Source organism: Chitinophaga sp. (genome assembly GCF_036566945.1).
Classification (GTDB): Bacteria; Bacteroidota; Bacteroidia; order Chitinophagales; family Chitinophagaceae; genus Chitinophaga.
This window is the reverse complement of the sequence record NZ_DATCVJ010000218.1, coordinates 1-18,884: the sequence shown is the minus strand read 5'-3', so window position 1 is coordinate 18,884 and position 18,884 is coordinate 1. Positions and strand designations below refer to the sequence as shown.

The window sequence follows — 18,884 nt, the reverse complement described above, 5'->3', positions numbered from 1 at the left end:
GAGAATATGATGATCAGATTTTTTTTCGAGATACCCCACGTAGCGGGTCATCATCTCATAACTCTCTTCCAACACCCATTTATCACCGTACCACTGATACAGGTACCATGGCAGTATCACGCCATTACTGCCCCATTCCGGCGAATCGCGGAAACCTGCATCAAATTGTACATACTCGGGAGCGATGTCCGGAATAAGGCCCTCCGGTGTTTGTGCATGGATCATATCCTGCACCACCTTCCGGCACAACAGGGCAATATCGTAGTTGTACCGGATAGAACTACCCACTAAATGTGCTTCTTCCAGCCAGCCCAGTTTTTCGCGATGCGGACAGTCCGTCAACACACTGCTCATATTACTACGGATAGCCCAGTCGATCAAGCGAAACGTTTTATTAAACAACTCATTGGAGCAATGAAAATCACCCACGATCCCGGCTCCGTTGCGCGTAGGGATAGTCGCCAGTGCTTGGATCACCGGCAGATGCCCTGGATTGGCCTGTCCCTCCGGCACTGCGCCATGTACCTCCACATACCGGAAACCATAGTACATAAACTGTGGCTGCCAGCTTTCCATGCTATCGCCTTTGAGGGTATAGTTAAAATACACCGGACTACCCACGGGCGCCTGGTCTGCCAGCCCGGCCGGGGTAAGCAGTTCTGCCGGTACTAATCTAACTACCGCATTTGCCTTTCCGGATACCGAGAGATAAGGAATGCCGGCAGTATTTTGTCCCATATCATACAACCACACGCCTGGTGCAGGCTGCGTTACTTTCACCGGTGCAATAGGCGCATAGGTGCTCATGCCATTGGTTTGCGCCTGCAGCTGAGGGCTACTATGCACCACCACGGCATTGCGCCATTTTGCAGCAGGAAAGCCCGGCTGATCCCACCCTGTTTGTTCCAGCAACGCATTATAATCTTCTCCCCCATAAATACTGGAAAAGGTCACCGGTCCGGGGGCCGCTTTCCAGCTGGTATCGCTGACAATATTATCAGTACTACCATCCTGATACTGCAGATACAGGCGGCATATCAGCTGCGGATAGCCGAAAGCACCGGTGAGCTTACGATATCGTTCGCCGGGTATATAAAAGAACCCATTGCCCAGCATCACTCCCAATACATTAGACCCGTTTTGCAGTTGCTTGGTCACATCAAATGTTACATAAAGTGCCTGTTCATCATATTTTGTCCAGCCGGGATCGAGAAAACCATTTATTTTTTTTCCATTGAGATGAAGATCAAATTGTCCGAGGCCGGAAATAAAGACAGTGGCCCTGGACAGCGGCTTGTTAAGGGTAAATTCCTTTCTCAGCAAAGGCAGTATATCATGGCGATGCCGGTACTTTTCGGCGCCGTCGTCTGTAATGGCCGGCACAATCCGTTCGCCCGCCGGCAGGGTATCATACCCGATCCATTGCGCGGGTTGCCAGTCGCCGGGAGTAAACAAACCGGTTTGCCACTGCGCCGGCTGGCTCCAGTCAGAGGGAATCCCATTGTTCCATACCATTACCTTCCAGTAGTACATAGTAGCTGCCTGCAACGCCTTACCGGCATAGGGCACCTGTATCGATTCATCCGACGTCACTTTCTTCGAATCCCAGATATTGCCCTTGTTGCGCTCCAGCAGTGCCGGATTATCGGCCACCAGGATACGGTAAGCCGTTTGGTGAACATGCGGCTGGTGGAGGGTTAGCTGCCAGTTGAATACGGGTGTTGCATCGTCTGTTCCGCGCGGGCGATCACCATTCGCATTACATAACAGGTGATCTACCTTCACTTTTTGCGCCTGGGTAGCGGCACTTACCAATAGCAACAATAGCAACAACCGGTACTTCATTATACACTGTTTTTTGTGGTGATGAGGGTTACATATCCACTATCGCCTTGATCACTTCACGCTCGGGGTCCAGCAGAGAGCCGAACACCGTTTTCACATCACCGAATTTAATCCGGTGTGTGATATAGGTTTCAGGGCGCACCTGCCCTTCTTTTATACAACGAATTACTTGTTCAAAATCGGCCCTGGTGGCGTTACGGCTGCTCATCAGGGTAGTTTCTCTTTTGTGGAATTCAGGATGAGAAAACATCAGCAGATCCTTTTGCAGTCCTATCAGCACATACCGGCCCCCATGCGCCAGGTAATGAATGCCGTTGTTAATGGCTTTCTGATTACCAGTGGCATCTACCACCACGGTGGGCATATCGCCTCCGGTGATTTCTTTTACCTGCGCAACAATGTCGGCGCCGGCGTGCAGCACATGAGGTACCCCTAAGGCTGTTTTGGCAAACTGTAATCGCTTCTCCTGCATATCAATGGCAATCACCTGTGCGCCGGCAATGCGGGCAAATTCCATGGCAGCCAGCCCTATAGGCCCCGCTCCCATCACCAACACAAATTCACCGTTTTGCACATTTGCCCTGCGGATACCATGTGCACTCACGGCCAATGGCTCTACCAGGGCCAATTGCTCGGGTGTTAGTCCTTCCCCATGCACCAATAAGCGACCGGGAACCAACAGGTATTCCACCATGCCGCCGTCTTTATGTACGCCAAGCACCGCAATTTTTTCGCAGCAGTTAGGTTTTCCGGCACGACAGGCAATACAGGTACCACAATTCTCGTAAGGAATCACCGTAACGATATCGCCGATATTAAATCCCGGCACATCATCTACCGACACAATAGCGCCAGCCAGTTCATGCCCCAGAATCCTCGGGTAGTTAAAGTAAGGCTGTGTGCCTTCAAAGGCGTGCAGGTCGGTGCCGCAGATGCCTATCTTTTGTATTTTAATAATGGCATGACCGGGTACCAGCTCAGGCATAGCGCCCAGGCCATATTCGAAATTTCCGGGAGTGGTACAGATGAGTGTTTTCAATACAATTAATTTATATAAAATTCTTCGTAACTGCCGGTTTATTTTCCCAAACCGGCAGTGAGGTCAAAGAAACTAGTTTATAGGGAGATATTTAAATGGGATATTACCTGAGTTGTGGGAGATATTAACATTATTTTGGAATTACGAATGACGAATGACGAATTACGGAGTTGTGGGGAGATCATCCGCTTACCTCTCCCCACAACTCCGTAATTCGTAATTCGTAATTCGTAATTCGTAATTCTTAATCAGCAACAACTTTGTCTTTCAGACACTTATTAAAAACACCCTTGCATATCTCCATAATTTAAGTATTTTCACCCTCAGGCACGACGATATTCCACGACCCGCAGCGCTGAAGTGCCTCTCTGCATCTTTTTATTTCCGCCCTACGGAAAAGATGCGCCATTTCACTCATCCGATAAAACCATTATCATGACCTAAACACGACATCACATTCATTCTCTCATTTTCTTCACCTCTTAATTCCATGTTATGAAAGCAATCCTGGCTTGTCACAAAAGCCTGCTGCACTGCCTGTTGGCTGCCCTCCTGTTATTGGTATCCACCCACACCCTCGCTGCGAAAAAAATATACGCAGCAACTTTAAGCGGCACCGTTAAAAATGAAAAAGGTGATCCGCTGATTGGGGTATCCGTAAAAATAAAAGGCAGCAGCACTGGTACTGTCACCAACGAAAACGGTCATTTTGAGCTGCCTGCCGCCGCAGGCGCTACGCTCGTATTCAGCTATGTAGGCTACGAACAACAGGAAGTAGCCACCACGGGCACAACACCACTGAACATCATCCTGAAAGAAAGCGCCAGCGGCCTCAATGAGGTAGTGGTGGTAGGTTATGGTACACAGAAAAAAACATCGTCCACCGCCTCCGTTGCCGCCATACAAGGCAAGGAGCTGGCCAAATCACCCGTACCCAACATCTCCAATTCTTTGGCGGGTAATATCAGCGGCGTCAGCATGCGCCCCAATGGCGGGCAGCCCGGACAAGACAATCCCGATATCCATATCCGCGGGATTGCCACCACCGGCAGCAACGCCCCGCTGATAGTAGTAGATGGGATCATCCGTAACAATATCAACCAGATTGCGCCCAGCAACATTGCGTCAGTCACCGTGCTGAAAGATGCAGCTGCCGTGGCACCTTATGGTCTTGGTGGCGCCAACGGCGTTATTCTCATCACCACAAAAAAAGGAATAACAGGTGCACCTACCCTTTCGCTCAATGCTTACTACGGCGCACAAACACCCACGTATTATCCTAAAATGCTGAATGCACAGGACTATATGCGCCTGCGCAATGAAGCTTACAAAAACGAAAATCCGGACGGCACCCAACAACCTTTTGCCGATGACCTGATCAACACCTATGCAGACCTCCACGCAAAAGATCCTGACAAATACCCGATCAGCAATACAAAAGACCTGGTACGTATGCACGCGCCCGTGCAGAATTATAACCTGCAGCTCAGCGGCGGCAGCAAGGTAATCCGGTACTATGCCGGCCTGGGCTATCAGCAACAGGATGGGATGTTTGCACCGGTCAACTATAAACGCTACGACTATAACCTGAACATGGACATCAGCGCCACGCCCACAACCAACGTTACCTTATCTGTAATAGGCGCTGTGGAAAAAACCAATAGCGTAGATGCCGCCACTACACCAGGTCAGCTGTTTCGCAGTGCGTACAAACTCATTCCCATTACCAATCTGTACTACAGCAATGGCCTATGGGGCGAGTTTGCCGGAAATTCACCGGTAGGCATCCTGAATGCCGGCTACTCCCACCGCAATGCTACTTCTTTGCTCACTACACTGGCAGTAGAACAACAGCTGCCTTTTATCAAAGGACTGAGTATAAAAGGTACTTTCAGCTATGACCCTAACGACTATACGCTGAAAGGATGGCATACACCTTTTTACTTCTATTCACAAAATACCAGCACTACCCCTTACACCTATACGAAACAGGTATCTACCTCTGAAGGAGGCGCTGCGCCTTATACCTGGCTGAACCAGGAGTACGCCAAAAATCAGTACTTTACCTACCAGGGATATCTGAACTATCATAACACCTTTGGTAAACACGACTTCACCGGTTTGCTGGTAGCAGAAGCCCGCAAGAATGACTCTACCGGGTTCTCTGCACGTCGTAATAATTTTGCCGTCAACATCGACGAGCTGGGCATGGGTAGTTCCAACAAAAACGATTTCGATAACAACGGCTCCACGTCCACCGGCAGCCAGGTAGGTTTCGTGTATCGCATAGGCTACAGCTATGATCACAAATATTTGTTTGAAGCCTCCGGCCGGTATGATGGTCACTACTATTTTGCACCGGATAAAAGATGGGGGTATTTCCCTGCCTTCTCTGCAGGATGGATTATCTCCGAAGAACATTTTTTGCGGGACCATACCACTGCCCTCAACTACCTGAAGTTACGGGGCTCCTGGGGTAAGTCGGGTAACCTCGCCGGCGCCGCCTTCCAGTATTTAAACGGCTACAATTTATACGGCAACGCGTATGCCTTTGGTAACGGCTCTATGGTGCAGGGATCTAATATCACGACCGAAGCAAATCCTAACATCACCTGGGAAATATCTACCAAAACAGATGTAGGTATAGATGCTACTTTCTGGAAAGGTTTGCTCACCCTGGAACTCGACTACTTCCATGAAAGAAGAACAGGCATGCTGCTGCCTCCTGCTGTAACGGTGCCGGTAGAATATGGTTTAAATCTGTCTGACGAAAACCAGGGCATCATGGAAAACCGTGGCATAGAAATATCGGCCGGTACCAACCACCGTTTTTCCAATGGCTTACAACTGAGCATGAATGGCAACTTCAGCTATGCCAAAAATAAAATGATCCAGGTATTTGAGACAGCAGCTACCCGTAATAATCCCAACCGCAGCAGAACAGGGCGGCCCACAGGTACCCAGTTTGGTTATCATGCTTTGGGATTATTTTCTTTGGAAGATGACAAAAACAAGGATGGCATTATCAATACGGCCGATGGCTACAATGTGACCCAGTTTGGTGACCTGCATCCCGGCGATATCCGGTATGCCGATGTTAGCGGGCCTGATGGCAAACCCGATGGTAAAATAGATTCGCAGGATGAAATGGAAATTGGTAATCCGGTATATCCGTTTATCACCTATGGTTTCACGCCCAGCGCTTCCTGGAAAGGATTTGATGTCAGTCTTTTTTTCCAGGGTTCCGCACTGGCCAGTCTGAATATCCGTGGTTTTCAAACGGTGCCTTTCAACAACAACAATAGTAATTCTGCCTATGAATACTATAACAACCACTGGACACCCACCACGCCCGATGCCCGCTACCCACGTGCGAACCAGTCGCCCTACGCCAACAACACCCAGAACTCCGATTTCTGGATGATGAAAACAGGCTACCTCCGGCTAAAGACCGCCGTACTGGGTTACACACTCCCTGCCAGCATCTCCAAAAAAGCAAAGATGCAGAGCGTGCGTTGCTATGTATCCGCACAAAACCTGTTCACCTTCAGCAAAATGAAATTCATGGACCCGGAAGTAGGCTACACCGATCTGGAAACCGCCTATCCTAATCAGAAGGTATTCGTGTTTGGCCTGAACCTGACATTTTAGATTCCTTTCTTTAAAAAAACCATTATGAACAAAATAAACATTCAAAAGAATTACGAATTACGAATTACGGAGTGGTGGGTAGAAAACTGCGAATGATCGGTGTTTGTAATTCTCTGCTATTAATTTGCATCTGCTTAACAGCCTGCAATAAAAACTTCCTCGAAAACACCGACAAAGCCAAACTCACCGACGAAGTACAATGGAGCTCAGAAGGCAATGCAGACCTGTTTCTCAACGACATCTACAGCGCGCTGCCCAACTACTGGAACCAACCGGAAAACCTGGACAATTTCACCGATGATAATGATGCCGGTTTTTATTACACTTCGTATAACTGGAAACAGGGTATCGTATCTCCCGCTTCCAACGACTACACCGTATGGGGCGGCATCACCGGCTCCGGAGATCTGACCAACTGGACCAGCACCTACACCAACATCCGCAAGTGCAATACCTTCATTACAGAAGTGCGCAAAAATGCCGGTAATTTCTCCGAAGAATGGTTAAATAAAAGAGTAGATGAAGCCCGGTTTATCCGCGCATTTTTCTACAGCGAATTATGGATGCATATCGGTGGACTGCCCATCATTACCACGCCGGCAGACAGACGAACCATGGACAGCACGCTGATATACAGTGCGCGAAATACATTTGAAGAAACGGTGAACTTCATCACCACCCAGCTGGACTCCATCGCCAAAGGTGGTCACCTCGCGCCTAAATACAATCACGGCGATGCCGACGCGGGTCGCCCTACCCTTGGCGCTACTCTCGCCCTCAAAGGATGGGTGGAATTATATGCCGCCAGTCCGGCCTTCAATGCCGCCCAACCTGCCGCCGGCAACGATCCCAACAAAGTAGCCGGCTACAACAACTACGACGCACAACGCTGGGCCAACGCCGCCGCTACCTTCAAACAATTCATTGATCAATACGGCAACGGGAAAGTATATGAACTATTCCCCGACGCCGCCGCCCTCTGGTATGAAGCCAATGAATACAACTCAGAAGTCGTATGGGACCGACAGGTAGTCGCCGTTACCATGGGCTCCTCCTTTGAACAATATGGCGGCCCCGTATGGATCAATGGCGCCTACTACACCTGGGGCAACTACTGCCCTACTCAGGAACTGGTAGACCAGTTCAACATGAGCAACGGCAAACCCATTACCGATCCCACTTCCGGCTACGATCCGCAACATCCGTATCTGAACCGCGAAAAAAGATTCTACGACTGGATTGTGTATGATGGCGCCCCCTACAAAATGACCTGGATGGATAAACCCGATACCATCTTCACCCGCATCGACGCTGTACACCCTTCTAAAAACCAGATCGATTTCGGCACCGACGACGTAGGCAACACCGGTTACTATTTCAAAAAACGGCTCAACCCACTCGTTAGGCCCGGTGGTGGCGCGGTGAGCGGCGCCAACTTCATCTACTATCGTTATGCAGAAGTATTATTCGGTTATGCAGAAGCACAAAACGAAGCAGTTGGTCCTGATGCCACCGTGTACAATGCCATTAACCAGGTCCGCAAAAGATCCGGTCTGCCGGACTTAGCACCGGGTTTATCGAAAGCGGCCATGCAGGCAGCGATTTATCATGAACGCAGAGTGGAATTGTGTTTTGAAAACAAACGCTTTTATGATATCATCCGGTTGAAAACAGCCAACACGGTGATGAATGTGGATAAACATGCGATGAAGATCAGTAATACCGTGCCCGCAAATAATTCAGGGGTATGGAAGTATGAAGTAGTGCCGCTGAATCATCCGCATGTGTTTACGCAGAAGATGTATTTGAATCCGGTACCGCAGGATGTGATAGACAGGAATGCGAAAGTGGTGCAGAATCCGGGGTATTGATTGTAGTGTCCCTCTCCGGTTACCGGGGAGGGATTTTTTATTGCGACGCCTTCATCACCGCCCGTATCCCCTCCGTCACAAACACCCCTGGCTTCCCATCCTCCCCGCGATAAATCAAATACGCATCCAGCTCCTTATGTTCCGCCAAAAAACGTTTCGTCGCTTCCAGTCCCATCACCATAAACGCGGTATCATATCCATCGGCAGTAATGGCGTCAGCTGCAAACACGGTCACGCTAAGCAAATCTGCCGGCGCGGTTAATCCGGTAGCGGGATTGATTATATGCCCGAACAGATGTCCATTTTGCTGATAGTAGTCCCGGTAATTTCCGGCGGTGGTAGCCGCTTTGTTAAATAACTGCACCGTAGACGATTTGGATAACGGATGCAGGGGATTGTCGATGGCGATGGTCCACGGAACACCGTTTTTCCGGCCTTTACAGCGCACTTCTCCTCCTATCTCTACCATGTAGTCATAAATGCCGTTACGTTCCAGTAATGCGGCTAAAACATCCACGCTGTAGCCTTGTGCAATACCATCGAAATCGAGGCGTACCTGGTCTTTTAATTTGTGTACACTGTTTTCGTCAAATGTAATTTTAGGGAAACCGACGTATTGCAGCAGGGAATCTTTTTTCTCCCACCAGGGCAGTCCTGTTTTTTTTCCGGCGCGATAAGCTTCGGTGAGCGGCATCACAGTAGGGTCAAAAGCGCCGTTGGTAGCGCGGTATATTTCGGCCGACTTTTTAAGTACCGGGTAAAAATTGGGCGACTGATACGTCCAGGTGGTGGATTTGTTGAAGAGGGAAATTTCGGAGTCCTGGCGGTAGATGGAGAGACATTGATCGATATCCTGCAAGGTACTGTCGATGGCTGTTTGCAGACTGCGTTGTTGTACATCGGTATATATCACATGCCAGGTGGTGCCCTGTGCGGCGCCTTCCAGGCTCACCACCTGGCTGTGAAACAATATCAAAAAGAGGCACATCATTATTCCTTCAACAATTGCATGAGCTCTGGCAAATGATCTTTATAAACATCTCTGGGGCTGCTGTGATATTTTTGTGCCACTGCAGCGGCAAAGCCTACTACTTCTCCCATCATGCCACAGGTGCGCATTACACGGGTACTGCCAAAGGCTACGTGGGTGGTGCTGATGTTTCTGCCGGCCATAAATAAGTTGGTAATATTACGGGAGTACAGGCAACGATACGGAATCGTGTACGGAGCCACCCTGATATGTTTGGTACCGGCAAAAAATTCCTGTCCTTCGAAATACTGGCTGTTTTTAGGATCGGGAAAATGCAGGTCGATGGTCCAGGTGGCGGTGACTGCGCCATCGGGATACATTTTACCTTCCTGAATATCCATTTGATCCAGCACATGATCCCCGATGATGCGCCTGGATTCTCTTTTACCGCCAATGTAGGCTACCCATGCCAGTTCCTGTTTAGCGTATTTTTCGGGTTTGCTATTTTTGAGATAAGACCAGTTACCGTAGATCGCACGGAGATTATGGTCACGTATTTTTTCTGCATCGGTGATGGTATTAAAGTTACCGAAACCGGTTTCCCATTCCCAGTCTGCTTTGTAGGCGTCGATATGATACTCGTCAGAAAACTGCATGGCCCAGGGAGTTGCCGGAAAAGTGGTGGCGCTGTCTACCGCCACAGAGGCCCAAAGGTTAGAGGTGCCGAGCGTAAAGCTATCGGGCTTTTCAGCGGCAAGTGATTCCTTTGTTTCTGCTTTGCTTTCGCGGCCCATGCGGAATTCTGCACCGGCAAGATAACCGATGGTACCGTCGCCGGTACAATCAGAAAAATAAGCACCGGTAAATCTTGTTTCCTGGTTGGTAGCGATGTCGCGGCCGGTCACGGCAATAATGCGGTCATTGTCTTTCTCTACTTTGTACACATAGGTGTTCAGAAAGAGGTGCAGATTTTTCTCTGCTTTTACAATCTGGATCTTCCGGGCGTCGCCATATTCTTTCGCATCCGGGTTGCCGTTGCCGGGGTCGCCGTTGTCCATTTCTCTTACTATTCTGCCCAGTTTAGGGTAGTAGTTTTTGTCGATATCGCCCATCAGGTGCACGCGTATTTCAGAGCTGTTATTGCCACCCAATACCGGACGATCCTGTATGAGTGCCACTTTCAGCCCCATGCGGGAAGCAGAGATGGCCGCGCAGGTACCGGCTATGCCGCCACCTACCACTACCAGGTCGTAGCTGCCACCATCTTTGGGTGTTTCAGTAGTATGCAACAGTTTTCTGCGCAATGCGCTGAGTGTGGACAAATCGTTGGGCGGTGTGTATTTAGCTGCCGTAGTGAATAACAGCGCATCACATCTGCCATTAAAACCTGTCAGGTCCTGCAGGGACAATTTTACCTGTTCATCGGTGATGTTCACCACTCCCCCATCATACCATTTCCATTGATCATTACCGCTTTCACCAAACACGGGAGCGAGCGGTGTATCGTTAACGGATACACGAAATTTACCGGGACCTTTGGGAAACGGTGCCCAGTCTTTCGTGCGCACCCATACATGGTATTTACCTTTCGCAGGAAAAGTTACAGTAGTCTCCGCATTTTTCACCACCCGTCCCATACCGTGTGCCATCAGGTAAGAAGAGCCCATCACGGCAAACGACTGCTGATCGATGACCCAGCCGCCTTTATTGGCGAAGGATTCCGTTTCTACCAAAACAGGATCCTGTGCATGCAACCGCAAGGTGCAGCTGCAGAGTGCCAGGATGCACCACCATAGTTTTCGATTACTGGTTAATTTGTTTTTCATAATTATACATCAGCTTTTTAACGTAGTTATTTTCTGGTTTTCGTTGTTGTAGCAACGTATAGATACTGGCTGCTTTTTCTGCATCGGCATTGGTTAACTGCTCCGCCAGTTGTGGCAGTGGCAACCCGGGTGCCTGCTGCAGCAGCGGAAGGATCAGCCCCGATTGTTCTGTATTGGCATTGCTAAAAGTGTTGACTAATTGTTTGATCAGCTCTGCCTGCAGCGGAATGGTTTTCAGTTTACGAAGAATAGTGATCTGCGCCGGATAACTGCTGGCAGTATATATTTCCCACAACCAACGTTGTTGTTTTTTTCCCGTCAGAAAATCGGGATGTACCTGTTGCAGGATATACCGGGCTATGAAAATATTTTTTCCGGAGACGATATTCCGGATATCTGTTTCAAATCCCGGAGTGATGGCGCCATGGGTATCCATCACTTTACCGAGTGCCCAATACTGGTATTGATAATTTCCGGAAGATAAAAACCGGTGCAACAGCGTTGTGTTGTTATACGTTTCCGTGATGCGTTCCATTTCGGTAATCACGGCACCATGCGCTATTTGCCAGAGGGTGTAACAGGTATACACGGCACCCGGTATTACTTCGTTCTTAATCGTCTTCAACGTCGCGCCGGTTCTGGCATCTACGGAGTCGGCCAGGTTTTCCGTTCCCGGTACTATCAGGTCTGTTATTTTCAGATCTGCTAGCAGCGAGTTTGGTTTAGCCAGAATTTCCTGTAGCTTTTCGTAATCGGCTGGCTTAAAAACTTTGTGGTCCAGCTTCGTCAGCGGTTCTCCTTCCGGCAAATCGTAACGGATATAATTTCCCAGCAGGTCCCAGTAAAAATTGATGAACACCGGTTTGCATTCGCCTGTATAGCAAACCGGTGTAAAAATATTTCTGAAATAATACAAGGGCCGGCCTGCTTTGTCCAACGCCAGTTGCAGCTGGTACGTGGTGGTATCATTTTCACGGATGCTGAATGATCGCTGCTGGCTACCCGTTGGCAATACATCGCGGTTATGCAGTACGTCGTGGATGTTGCTGGTATCCAGGGTGCGGATACCGGCGGTATCTGCAAAGGGATGGCGAGGCATACCCTGCAATGCACCGCCTGTACTTCCTATTATCAGCAACACCACGCGTAGATATTTCATATGCTTATTTATAAGTTAAAAATGCCGTTGCTTTACAATCTTTATCACTGCCAAAACGAATCCACCTGGCTTGAAATCCTTTAGGGAACTGGTATCTAAACGTTTCACCCGGTGCTACGGTCACTGTTTTATAAGGCATCCAGGTGCCGTTACCCACAGGGTCTGTTTCGATGGTAAACGTGATCTTCGTTTTCGCCTCATGCGAAAGTTCCAGGCTACGATGATCATAAAACCCGATGAGATAAGGATCCGAAGGTTGCGCTGCGGTGACGGCGGTATGTGCCCAGGGACCACCGTGTCCGGTGGGTCTGCCCATTTGCCACAGGTCATCAATGGCGCCAGCCCATACGGCGGCCTTTTTATCGTCCGATACAATGATGTGATCACCGGCTTTTGCGGCCGGATCGATACCTGTCATGATCAGCATACCTCTGTAGGCGGCGTAATCATTGATGCGGAAATGATGGGAAGAAACCGGTCTTATTTTCGCATAGCCGTCTGCGTTTTCAGCAGGCAGTTCATAAAAGGTGCCGTGGCAGTTAAACAGATCTCTTTCTGTAGACACCTCCCTGCAAATGCGCAGGGCGGCTTTGCCGGTGAGCGCGGTGTAGGCGGCATCGCCTAATGGCAGTCGCCAGCGCCGGCCTTTATCATCTGTAATCAGCACAGAAGAAGCGTCTATTTCGACGGCCTGTTGCGGGATCGCAAATTTTTCTTGAATGAATGTTTCCGTCTTTGCATCGTCTTTTTTCTGCAGTTGCATGGCGGCATTCAGTTCATAGTAGCCGGTGTTTACGGCGTCGCCGTTGTGATAGCTGCGTGCAGCAATACCCAGTGCGCGGCGGTCGTCGCCCAGTCCGTACAACAAACCCCCAATGCTGTTGGCGGTGCTCACTTTGCTGAGCCCATCAAAAATAGGGGCAGCGGTGGTGTTACGGGGATCATTGGCAGTATAGAAAAAATGTGCGGTGGCTGCTACTGCTGCGTTGGCCGTTACGCGAATCCATTCTCCCGGCATATCCTCCGGAAAAATAACTTCGGCTGCCTGTCCGGGGGCTACGGTCACCGTTTGTGCTTTCGTCCAGCTACCGTTGCCGGTGTTATCTGTTTCAAAAGTAAATACTACGGGTGCTGTGCCATTATGTTGCAGGTGTGCACTGCGTTGCGGCCAGCCTGCAAATAAAAACGGTTCTGAAGCTACACCGGGCTTCACCGCTTCTTTCTGCCATACCGCACCTTCGGCAGTGTTAGGGCCTAATTGATCTGGTTGTTGTAATCCGGTAAACCACAAATTGGAGTTGGATTGTCCCGGGCCTTCTATATTTCCTTTGGCGCGACGCTTGTTGAGGAATTCTTTTTGTGCCGCATCGTCGCAACCAAATACCAGTTGGTCCTGCCAGCGGGTATAGTCGCCTATCACTTTCAGGTATGCACTACGGGGACGGATACCCGCCGTATGTCCGCTGGCGAAGGTGGCCGGGAAATGCCAGAACATGCCGTGCATCGTCATAAGGTAATCCGGTTTTGCAGCGGTACCTACATCGCGGATACGGGGCCATTCGGTGTTCCATCCGTGAGCGCCATCATAGGTATGACTGGCTTTGGGCAAACGAAAGAACTGCCATCTCCCCCGATCTCTCAATCCCAGCAACAGTGATTTATGATCCCAGCCGGTTGTCCATATAGGATCGGTAGCCGGATTTTTATTTCCGGAGATGCCACCCGGACCGGTAATTTCTGTGAACTGATTCCGGCGCACTACTTTCCAGTCTTTCCCATTCCACTCAGATAACGAGCCAGCTTCTATATCAAAATCAGTGAGTGCTTTGGGGCCGGGTTCGCCGTTATTGGAATACAGTAATACGCCCTGGCCGGAATATAATCCTTTCCCATGCGCTCCGGGTAATAAGGCGGAAGGAGCGTTGGCAGTGGTGTCTGCACCTTTTTTGTTTTTTACATTTCCATCTTCATACAATAAGGTAGGCTTCAGCGTATGTACATCTACCTCATAGAAGCCTTCTTCCATGGTACCGTAATATATTTTACCCGCGGGGTCTGTTAAATGACGTGCGTTGCCGGTATGCCGGCCTGGCATGGCGGTGTAGGGAATTACCCGTACCTCCCCTTTATCGCTGATCGCATAAGGCCCTATAAATAACTGGTTACTTTCGGGATGAATCATTCTGTTCGCGGGCGTGCCACCAATACTTTCCGGCCGCACGATCTGTTGCAGGTCCGGTGTTATTTCGTACAATTTATCCGATGATCCGAAAGGCATATGCGGGCCATAGGTAATAACCCATAGTTTACCGGCCCAGGGCACTACGGCCCCGGTACCACATTCTCCCTCTTTATTGTACATAGCCAGCTGCGGGTAAATGCCGCTGTAAGCACGGGGTTTACCGGATTGTGCGTTGGCTGCATTGTTATTACAGGCCGCACTCAACAACCCTACGACGATACTCCATGCTCCCAGATGTTTGCTTATTTTCATATATGCTTAGTAGTTAGGATTCTGAATCAGGTGACTCGTGAGTACTTCGGTAGATGGGATAGGCCAAAGATACTGACGGGTAGCGTCGAATTTACGCACTGCAATTTGTTTTATCAGTCCGGCGCTGTACATCGGTGTAAAGTCCGCCACACCATCTTCATCCAGCACCGGTGTTTGCGGGAAAAACCAGAGTCCCGGTTTCACTATTTTTGTCCGCAGATCGGCAGGCTCCAGCAGGCCATAGTTGGCTTTGTTCAGCACTTTCTCTGCCAGGCGCCAACGGATAATATCCATGTAGCGGATACCTTCCAGCGCAAATTCCATGCGCCTTTCTATACGGATAATTTTTGTGAGCGCATTCTTATCAAGGGTGGTCACCGCCGGGTAAACCGCGGTATTCGTATAGGCCGTACCATAGGCCCGGGCTCTTACTTTGTTGATGGCATCCAGCACCGACTGATCTGTTTCACCCAGCGCTGTTTTTGCTTCTGCATACATCAGCAATACATCTGCATAACGGATAATGATGTTATCCGGTTCTACCGTCCAGGAGTTCAGCAGCCAGTCGCCGTCGATACCCTTTTTCCACAACAATCCGTTGAAAGAGGCAAACTGCGCTATGGCGCGGTTATCTTTGTTTTCTACGTATTTATTATCTGATACTTTCAGTACGGTCAGCGAATCCGGATGCGGTTGAAAAACATAGCCGAGATGCGGTGTCTGAAACTCCACGATGGTGGCGGTACAACGGGGATCGCGGTTATCGAATGGGCGACGTGGATTATACAGCGGCGACTTGTCTATCGGTAATCCATCTTTGCAGAGAAAGGCGCAGAACAGGTCCCAGGAAGGATCTTTCGCGGCCCAGCCACCGGCATTACGGGTTACATAGTTCTGGCAATCGCCCAACGTTACTTTCAGCGTCACGGATCTGGGTAAACCAAACACCATTTCCGGCGAATTCTTTGTCTTGGATAAAAAGAGGGTATTAAAATTATCGTGGAGTTGATAGATATTCAAATCCATGCAGGCCTGAGCAGCGGTTTTGGCAGTAGCCCAGTCGCCCATATACAGGGCAATACGAGCTTTCATAGCCAGTGCAGCGCCTTTGGTGGCACGCTTAAGATCCCCGCCGCCAGTGGTCGTTTTTAAGGTCGCTGCCGCGAAGTCAAAATCTTCATAAATTTTCTGCAACACCATTTGCGGGTCGGCCTGCTTCATCTGCAATGCCTGTTCTATATCGAGCGTAGAGTCGGTATAGATGATATGCCCGTAGTGCGACAACAGACGGGAGTATTGACAGGCCCTTACAAAGCGGGCTTCGGCAGAATAACTGTTGATCTGGTCGGGCGATAAAACTTTAGCGGCACGCGGAATACTTTGCAAGACATTATTAGCCCTGGCGATGGCTTTATAGGTTTTGGTCCACCAATCCTTTACAAAGCCGGTCTCCCCGTTGATGGTAGCGCCGGTGATATCCGTCGTTGCATCACGATACATCCAGTCATCTGTCCACTCGTCGTTGTCTTTCATCCAGAAATCGCCCTTGTATAATCCGTTGAGTGACATTTCAATTTCTTCCGGTGTGGAGTTCCAGGTTTCGCTGGAGCCATCTGACAGCGGATGCAGGTCCAGTGAGCCACAGGAGGTCATCAACAGGCCGGCTATGAGTATAAAAATAAGTTGCTTCATGTTCGTGGAAATTTAGAATTTAACAGATGCGCCAAATACATAACTGGTGGTAATAGGATAACCGAGTCCTGCTTGTTCAGGATCCCATCCTCTGGGGAAATGATTTACCGATAAAAGGTCGCTAACGCTGCCGTATAAACGAATACCGGCGATATGTATTTTCTTCATCCAGCTGTTGGGCATTGTATAACCCACATTGATATTTTTCAGGCGGAAGTAAGCGCCGCTCACGATCCAATAATCGGACATGGCATAGTTGTTTCCCGCCGAGGTATTGGTGTAGCGAGGATATTTCGCCGCTTTATTTTGCTCCGGCGTATTATACTTACTCCAGGAGTTGCCATCCAGGATGGCCGGGAAAGTGCCGTAGTTTTCCCGCAGTGGTTGTACCATATCTATAGTAAGACGGGAATTTTGTTTACCAACGCCCTGCATGGTTATGCCCAGGTCCCAGTTTTTATACCCCATCTGGATAGAAGCGCCATACATATATCTTGGCAGGGAGCCACCCAGCGGTTTGCGATCATACTCCGGCGAAATTTTCCCATCAGGTACACCACCCGGACCGCTGATATCACGGTAACGGATATCACCAGGTTTTACGTTGGCATTGAGGCGCGGTGATTTATCCACTTCGTCCTGGGTCTGGTAAAGACCATCCGATACATAGCCATACCATTCATTAAACTCCGTGCCTTCCCTGATAATAGAATCTTTCATGAACTGTGTGCCACCCAGGTTACCCATTTTAGTCACGAAGTCGGAGAGATTCACTGACACGTTGTAATTGAAATCGCCGATGCGATCGCTCCATCCCAACTGCATTTCCCAGCCTTTGGTGTACATGATGCCGGTGTTCTGGAAGGGATTATCATAACCGATATAATCCGGTATTTCCAGTTCCAGCAAAATATCGCTGGTAGTTTTCCGGTAGTAGTCGCCGGTAAAGCGTAAACGATTTTGCAGGAAGTTTACGTCTGCTCCTATATCCCAGGAGCGGGTAGTTTCCCAGGAGATATCGCGGATAGCATATTGCCACTGTGCAGCTGCTTGTCCGGACACCACCGTATTGCCTTTATAAAAAAGAGAGTTATTCTCAAACTTCAGCAATGCCTGGTAGGGATAGTTACCAATTCTTTCATTTCCCAGGGAACCTACGGAGGCCCTTACTTTCAGGAAAGACAACCACGGCGCCGTCTTTTTCAGGAAGCTTTCTTCCGAGGCCACCCATCCGGCGGAGAAGGAAGGGAAAGCACCCCAGCGGTAGCCTGGAGCAAAGCGGGAAGAGGCATCATAGCGGATGTTTCCCTGCAACAGGTATTTGTCTTTATAGCTATACATGGCTCTGCCAAACCAGGAACGATAAGCATTTTCATACGCTTTCCCGGTGTTGTCGCGGAACTCCAGCGGACCGAGATCCAGGTAAGGATAGTTAGTCAGCTGGTACTGCCCTCTGGACGCGCCCAGCAGCTCATCGGACGCTTTATAATATTCATAGCCTCCCATCAGGTTAATGCTATGTGCTTTCAATTGTTTGGTATAATTCACCAGGAACTGGGTGGTATAGCGGTAGTTGTCGTTACGGCTTTCTTCCAGCTTTGTTTCTGTGGCGCCTTCAATATAACCGGAAACAGATCCGGGGTTATTGTATGCGGTGTAAGGCACTTTCTGTGTGAATTTTTTTCCTTTATCAAAGTTCAGGAAGGGTGCAATGACAGCAGATACTTTCAATCCTTCTATGGGCGTGAAATCAATCCCTACTTTTCCTCCCAGCTGGTTGAACCAGTCGTGGTTAATACCGCCATATTTCGTTTGTGCGTAGATGTTAGCCCCATCTTTACCGGCGCCAATGCGGCCATCAGACCATAACGCCGCATAAATAGGCGGTACGATGCCCATTTTATACATGGGGTCTACCACCGGCTGTTGTATCATGGTGCGTTTGAAGTTGATGTCTACGCTGGCAGACAGGTATTTATTGATGGTAATATCGTTGTTGATACGGGTGGTGATACGGTTATAGGTACGGTTGTCGTACAATGCACCGTTTTTATCATATACCAGTGATACGCGGGAACGCAGTGCTTTACCGGCGCCGGCAATGCTCAGCATATGTGTTTCACGGGGAGCGCTGTTATGCAGAATTAATGCTCTCCAGTCGGTGTTGGGATATTGATCCGGATTTTGTGCATGCAGCTGATCGTAATTGTCTACAATATCTTTTGTATAGGTAGGATATTCATTGGCGTTATTGCCGTTGTCATTCCATCTTAGTTCATTGGTGAGTTGCATAAAGCGTGTGGCATCTACATATTCCGGCAGCTTGGTAGGTTTCTC

At 49.3% G+C, this 18,884-nt stretch carries 10 protein-coding genes; 2 read left to right on the top strand and 8 right to left on the bottom strand.

The genetic code is table 11. The features are described 5' to 3' along the window. A partial coding sequence (locus VIP81_RS06265) for a family 78 glycoside hydrolase catalytic domain (RefSeq protein ID WP_331957618.1) occupies nucleotides 1–1,845 on the bottom strand: 1,845 nt, incomplete at its 3' end. 28 nt (nucleotides 1,846–1,873) lie between these two features. Next, nucleotides 1,874–2,884 (bottom strand): zinc-binding alcohol dehydrogenase family protein, encoded by a 1,011-nt coding sequence (locus VIP81_RS06260; protein WP_331957617.1) that lies wholly within the window; start codon nucleotides 2,882–2,884, stop codon nucleotides 1,874–1,876. Nucleotides 2,885–3,379: 495 nt separating this feature from the next. On the opposite strand from VIP81_RS06260, the gene VIP81_RS06255 reads away from it, so the two are divergent. Both VIP81_RS06255 and VIP81_RS06250 read left to right on the top strand, forming a co-directional pair. Then, complete coding sequence (locus VIP81_RS06255) at nucleotides 3,380–6,535, top strand: TonB-dependent receptor (RefSeq protein WP_331957616.1); 3,156 nt, start codon at nucleotides 3,380–3,382, stop codon at nucleotides 6,533–6,535. Between the two features lie 92 nt (nucleotides 6,536–6,627). Beyond that, nucleotides 6,628–8,406 (top strand): RagB/SusD family nutrient uptake outer membrane protein, encoded by a 1,779-nt coding sequence (locus tag VIP81_RS06250; RefSeq protein ID WP_331957615.1) that lies wholly within the window; start codon nucleotides 6,628–6,630, stop codon nucleotides 8,404–8,406. 37 nt (nucleotides 8,407–8,443) lie between these two features. Here the strand turns inward: VIP81_RS06250 and VIP81_RS06245 are convergent, their stop codons facing one another. The 6 genes from VIP81_RS06245 to VIP81_RS06220 all read right to left on the bottom strand — a co-directional run. Then, entirely contained in the window at nucleotides 8,444–9,382 is a 939-nt protein-coding gene (locus tag VIP81_RS06245) for an FAD:protein FMN transferase (protein WP_331957614.1), read from the bottom strand. Nucleotides 9,383–9,396: 14 nt separating this feature from the next. After that, entirely contained in the window at nucleotides 9,397–11,202 is a 1,806-nt protein-coding gene (locus tag VIP81_RS06240) for an FAD-dependent oxidoreductase (protein ID WP_331957613.1), read from the bottom strand. Further along, nucleotides 11,180–12,361 (bottom strand): hypothetical protein, encoded by a 1,182-nt coding sequence (locus tag VIP81_RS06235; protein ID WP_331957612.1) that lies wholly within the window; start codon nucleotides 12,359–12,361, stop codon nucleotides 11,180–11,182. Before VIP81_RS06235 ends, VIP81_RS06240 begins: the two co-directional genes overlap by 23 nt. 4 nt (nucleotides 12,362–12,365) lie before the next feature. Next, on the bottom strand, nucleotides 12,366–14,855 hold the full coding sequence (locus VIP81_RS06230) for a hypothetical protein (RefSeq protein WP_331957611.1): 2,490 nt from the start codon (nucleotides 14,853–14,855) through the stop codon (nucleotides 12,366–12,368). Nucleotides 14,856–14,861: 6 nt separating this feature from the next. Continuing rightward, nucleotides 14,862–16,547, bottom strand: coding sequence for a RagB/SusD family nutrient uptake outer membrane protein (locus VIP81_RS06225; RefSeq protein ID WP_331957610.1), 1,686 nt, complete (start codon nucleotides 16,545–16,547; stop codon nucleotides 14,862–14,864). 12 nt (nucleotides 16,548–16,559) lie between these two features. Next, on the bottom strand, nucleotides 16,560–18,884 hold a 2,325-nt coding region (locus VIP81_RS06220), incomplete at its 5' end, for a SusC/RagA family TonB-linked outer membrane protein (protein ID WP_331957609.1).